Origin of the sequence: Bartonella sp. AP19HLJMH, from assembly GCF_042196245.1 — a bacterium.
Taxonomy (GTDB): Bacteria; Pseudomonadota; Alphaproteobacteria; order Rhizobiales; family Rhizobiaceae; genus Bartonella.
Genome location: NZ_JBHIPX010000033.1, coordinates 1 through 6,315 on the forward strand (window position 1 = coordinate 1; position 6,315 = coordinate 6,315).

At 45.9% G+C, this 6,315-nt stretch carries 2 protein-coding genes; both read left to right on the forward strand.

The features are described from left to right. The coding region (locus ACFINR_RS08920) for a ShlB/FhaC/HecB family hemolysin secretion/activation protein (RefSeq protein ID WP_375654136.1) at window positions 1-1,515 on the forward strand (1,515 nt) is incomplete at its 5' end. Between the two features lie 25 nt (window positions 1,516-1,540). After that, window positions 1,541-6,315, forward strand: a 4,775-nt coding sequence (locus ACFINR_RS08925; RefSeq protein WP_375654139.1) for a hemagglutinin repeat-containing protein, incomplete at its 3' end; no start/stop codon positions are given.

The window sequence follows — 6,315 nt, forward strand, 5'->3', positions numbered from 1 at the left end:
CAATGTTTTCCAATTCATGCTGTTGTTGTTGAGGGAGTGCACCATGTCAAAAAGCGCTCTATATCAGCCGTAACAGAGCCTTATGTTGGAAGATGTATCGGTCTTTTTGATATTCAGCTCTTAATCAAGAAGTTAACCAAAGTTTATTTGGATCAAGGCTATGTAACGGCACGTTTTTACATTCCTGATCAAGATATCAAAAACAGCAAGACGCTCAAATTTGTTGTCGTTGAGGGCAAGCTCTCAGAGATTTACTATAATGGTTCACCGGCGTCTCGTTATAATAATGTTGTGTGGAGTGCTTTTCCTGGGCTTCAAGGTCATGTTTTGAACATGCGCGATATTGAACAGGGGCTTGATCAGATCAATCGTTTGAGTTCAGCACACGCTCAAAGCGAACTTCTTCCAGGGCGTGAAGAAGGGAGCACCATTGTCAATATTAACAATCATCCCGATAAAACTTTCAAGGTTACTGTTTCTCATGACAATATGGGACAAGCCTCTACAGGTTATGCGCGTTATAGTGCGGGCTTGAGGGTAGAAAATATTTTAGGGATGAATGATGCGTGGGATTTTAACTATCAACGCAGTGAGCCCGATTATTGGGGTGGGAGCAAGCAAGAAGGACATAGCAATAACATTTCAGCGAGTGTGAGTATTCCATATGGTTATTGGACCTTTGGATTGAATGGCACTGTTTATAATTACCAAAGCATAATCCCTGGCAATTTTACCGATATTGAGACGACGGGGGATTCCAGTGAGTTGCACGCCAGTACAAGCAGGGTTCTTTACCGTGATAGTGTTTCCCTTACAACCTTGAATTTGGGTCTTTCTTATAAAAGAACCAACAATTACCTTCTTGGCAATAAGATTGAAGTGGGCAGCCGTCAATATAGCGTCGCCAATTTTGGGATTTCGCATTCGCGCCAGATGTTGGGGGGGACTTGGACCTTTGATGTGAGTTATTTGCAAGGTCTTCCCTTGTTTCATTCAGTAAAGAAACATGCGCCAGGGGCAGGGGATGCGGAGCCACAATTTGCCAAATTTACCGGTACGCTTAGTGTCATGACGCCTTTTAAGGTAGGGGGCTTGGACTTTATACTGAGCAATCTTTTGAGTGGTCAATATTCACCGCATAATTTATTGGGTGCTGAGCAGATTTCGTTGGGGGGCGCTTCCAATGTTCGTGGCACGCGTGAGAGTTTGCTTTTTGGCAATAACGGTTTTTTTAGCCGGAATGATTTGTTGTTGCGCACCATTCCGTGGAGCAATCACGCGACCTTCAAAAAGGTTTTTGGAGAACTTCGCCCTTATGTTGGTTTGGATTATGGGCGTGTGTTTTCGCAAGTTTTGTATGGGATTAAGAGTGACCAGCTTGCCGGTTGGACAGCCGGTGTCAAGCTTGCGGGAGGCATGGTCTCTCTTGATGCCAGTTATTCCAGTATTTTTTGGAGCACAGTTAAGCACAAAAAATCAGGAACATTTTTTATGACATTAACAATGGAACTTTAAGCATTTTTTATTGGGGAGTTAACGTATGAGATATGAGAAGAGAGCAGAAAGAGCAGCTTTATTAGGTGTTTTGGTCTCCAGTACGATGCTCAAAAAGGTTTTATTTGGGGGACTTGGTTTTTCTTGTTTGTTAGCCCCTTCAGCGTTACAGGCGCAAATTACTGTGGATCCTAACGCGAATGCCGCCCATCGTCCAGATATAGTGGCAGCGCCCAATGGGGTTCCCTCGATTGATATTGTTACCCCCAATGGCAAGGGCTTATCACACAATAAATATAACGATTTTAATATTGGAAATCCGGGTGTGATTTGGAACAATCATGCGCAAGAAGTAGGGCAATCGCAGTTGGGGGGCATTATGCCGGGCAATCCGCATTTGCGCCTCACGGGTTCGGCGAAAGTGATTTTAAATGAAGTGACCAGCAGCAAGCGCAGTGCGCTTCATGGTCCAGGAGAGGTTTTTGGGAGCCCCGCCGATGTGATTATAGCCAATCCCAATGGGATAAGCTGTGATGGTTGTGGCTTTATCAATACGCCCCATGCGACTTTAACCACAGGTGTTCCCGAAATTGATGCGAGCGGTTTTTTGAAAGGCTTTGAGGTGCGAGGTGGGGATATTACCTTTGGCGCTAAGGGAGCCAATTTTTTCTCTGGTCAAGGGGCGGTTGATATTGTCGATATTGTCTCACGCACAGTGCATTTTGAAGGAGCTGTTGCGGGCAGAGAAATTGGTGTGACAGCAGGGACGGGTCACTTTGATTATGCTTCACGGGAAATGAAAGAACTGACCGATATTACCGGTAAACCGGAATATGCGATAGATGGTTCTGCTTTGGGGGCTCTACAGGCGGATCAGATTAAACTTGTGGCAACAGAAAAAGGTGTTGGGGTTCGCATGCGCCATGATATGGCCGCCAATGCGGGGCAGTTGCATCTTTCTGCTGACGGGAAAATCTCGTTGAAGAATGTTTTTGGTCATGGGGGTGTTGTCCTCAAATCGAAAAGCCAGAGCGTATTGGCAAAGCACATCACCTCGAAAAAGCATATTGATATTGCCGCCCATAAGGATGTGACGTTAGAAATGGTTGGCGCTGAGGGTCATTTGAAGATAGAGGCGCAGGATGGGCTTTTATCGATTGCCGGTAAGGCAACCTCTGGGGGCAATATGGAGCTGTCTTCGCGCCAGACACTTCAAGTTTCAGGGCTAGGGGCAGGCGCTGATATGGCTCTTGAATCGGGCGGAAACTTGAAGCTTGAGGGGATTGTTTTAGCGCAAGGGAATCTCAAGGCGCATGCCGGTGGTGATATACAAGCTCATTTTTTAGCCGGTGGGGTTGATATGGCGGCAACGGGTGCTGCTGGTGTTGTTGTTCTTGGCACTCAAGGGGATGTTGATCTCCAGAGCAGTCAAGGTGCGATTGTTGCTGAAAGTGTTTATGGAGCAGGAGATATCACCCTGGTTTCTCATAACGGGCTATCTGTTTCTCAAACAATTCTGTCGCATCAAAATGTTGCCATTCAAGCACAACCAGCAACAAATGCTCCCGTTCATTTTGGGCAACTTTTAGCCTATGGCAAGGCAAATATTGAGGGTGGGGCGGTTGACTTTTCTTCGCTGATGACGGGTGAAGAAGCTGTTTTAAAGGTTGGCAGCCTTGATGCAGGCACACTGATGACAGGTGTCGTTTCTACGGGCGGTTCAGGGGATCTTGTTTTAGATGAAAAGGGCTTTCTTTTGATTACAGCAAAAGAAGGGGTGAAGGTTGGGCAGATTGCCAGTGGTGGCAATATTGAAATTTTTGCAGGCAACGACATCTATTATGATCAGGTCATAGGCTATGGCAGCGCAACATTGACATCGGTATCAGGAGAGATCAGTGTTGAGAATGTGCTGTCTGCTGAGGGGGATGTGAGGTTGACGGCAACAACTCTCGATTTAAGCAATAATCGTTCTCATATTTACACGCCGCAAACGCTGTATTTAATTGCAGATCATATTGATGTCTCAGAGAGCGAATTGACTTATGGCGGTTTAGACTTTCAAAGCACCAATGCCCTTGATATTCACCATGCGCGGCTACAAGCCGTGACAGATCAGGGTGGAACTGGAGATATTCTCTTTGTTGCTCCAAGCGTTATGGTTGATGAGACAACGTCTGTTTTAGCGGCACGAGATTTCGTGATCAAGACGGGGGAGCTTAGAAATAGCGGTCAATTGGCATCGGGGCAGGATTTAGCCTTTAGCGTGACGGGCAATGTGACCAACAACAAAACGGGTTTAATCTATGTGAAGGGCAATGGTGCTTTACAAGTTGATGGAGCTTTGTTGAATGATTTTGGCACCATAATGGCAGAGGGTGATTTGTTTTTTACCAATGCGGCTGGCAGCGGAAAAAGCCTTTCCCTTGTCAATAAAGCAGGCTTGATTCAAGCTGGTGGAAACTTAAATATCCAAACCAACACCCTGAAAAACAAAGCTGATAGCACGCCTGTCATCACGGAAAAAACGGAATATAGCGATATTTCTTTCGAAAAACCAGACAAATATAATTTTCTCGATGGTAGGGATTTATATCATGATACGAGATCGAATAGCTGGGGTAAAGGAAAGCTTTCTAAGTGGCCGGCTGGTAAAAAGAAGAAGAATTTTATATTTGAACAGCAGGTTTGGGCGAGCAAAGAAGAAATCTATGGCACCGCAATTTCAAGCGATGGAACAGTCTATAAGGCTTTTACTTGGGAATATAATGATAACAGAAAAGGCATAGAACAGTATTCTTGGAATGGTTCTCGGCAGAAGGGAGGATGGTTAGGGTCAATAAACGAAAATTGGTCACACATGACAGAAAAGACTGTCACGCAAGGGTTTTCTCATAAACCAACTGTTTCGGGGGTAATACAATCTAGTGGCAACCTCATCATTAACGCTGATACCATTGACAACCATTATAGCTCTATGAGAGCAGGGGGAAATGCCGATATCCACGCCAATGTGCTCACCAATTTGGGGGTAACAGCTTATAAAAACATTTATCTTGGTTGTCAGGCTTATACAGACAGTTGTTATGGCTATAAAGCTGATGGAAGCCGCGATGTTTCTTTAGATATAGCCAATGGCAAGGATCGCCAGATTGGTTCAGAAGCTTTGGAGAGTGTTCCTGGTCTTGTCCAAGCGGGTGGCACGTTGAATTTGGTGGTCGATCAACTCAATAACACGGCAGCGGAAGGTTCGATTACAGGGGATGCGCATTTTAAAGCACAAGCAGTTGAAGGCAATCCACTGGAGTCCTTAAGTGGTTTAACCGGGGTTGATGCTCTCTTTACACCAAAAGTGGATCTCAATAATACAGGGGAACTTTCTGAGGGGCTTCCTTTACCAAAACCCCAATCGGGTGGGGTTGGGGGCACGCTGCCCAACCAAAATTTCATTTATGAAACGCGGGCAGAATTTCTTGATGTCGGCAAGTTTTATGGCTCAGCCTATTATTTGAACAGAATTGGTTACAATCCTGACAGAGAGATTTTTTTCTTAGGCGATGCTTATTTCGAAAAGCAGCTGATTGAGAAACAAATGCGTGATCTTGTTGGTCAAGGGTTGGGCAAAGGTTCCTTTATTCCTGGAAGTGATGCCATTGAACAAGTCAAAACCTTGCTGGATGTCGGGGCAGACTATGCAAAAGCACACAATCTCCCTTTTGGTGAGGCTTTGAGTGAAGAACAATTGGCATCCCTAGAAGCCCCGATGGTGATTTATGTGCGCCAACAGGTCAAGGGCATGGATGTTTATGCACCGGTGCTTTACATCCCCGAAAAAGACAGAGCCTCCTTTGTTTCTGCTGGAGCTTTGATCATGGGCGATGATGTGAATATCACCAGCCAGAATACGAGCAATTCCACGATAACCAATTCAGGGCGGATTGCGGCAAACCACCAGTTGCATGTGCATGGCGGGGATATCTTTAGTCAAGGAGGGCATTTTGCTGCGGGTAACGATGCTGTTCTCCTTGCGGAGAAGAATATTCGTTTAGATGCAGGGCGCACAACGGTTGACGGCGTGGAGACCGTATTAAACACCGAGGCGCTTTCTGCTGGGGGCAATGCGAGCGTAATTGCCAAACAAAATATCACCGCCTCCGGGGTGGGGATCACCACCGGAGGTGATCTTGCCATGGCTACAGAACAAGGCAACTTGACGATCGGTTCAGCAGAAACCCATTACCATGATGAACACGGTGATGCCACCATGCATCATAAATCAGAAGTCAACTCTGGAGGCTCGACGACACTTGCCTCTGGACAAGATTTGAATATTTTAGGCTCTGATGTTCAAACAAAGGATAAACTTCTCTTACAAGCTGAGAGGAATGTTTCTATTGATGCCACACGCAACAGCATGGACAATCAGAGTGGGAGTGAAACATCTCATGTTGCCTTACACAATGGCTCTCATCTAAGTTCTGGAAAAGAGACCACTGTTATCTCGGGTGGCGATATCCATATTGCTGCTTCCGATATAGATGCCAAGGGTAATGTTGCTCTTGGCGCCCAAGGGGAGATAACAATAGGGGTGAGAAACGATGAGATGGAGTATCATCTTCGCGCCAAAAACACGAAAGTGGATATGCAAGCCTCTCATGCGGTTGGCTCTTCGATAAAATCGGGAGGTGACACCACTGTCATTGCAGGGCAGGATGGCAAACCGCATGATCTTAGCATCACAGGCAGTTCCATTGCGGCTGATGGCAAGGTAGGGCTGAAAGCCAGCAACGATGTCCTGATCAATAATGCAGAGGATAGCTT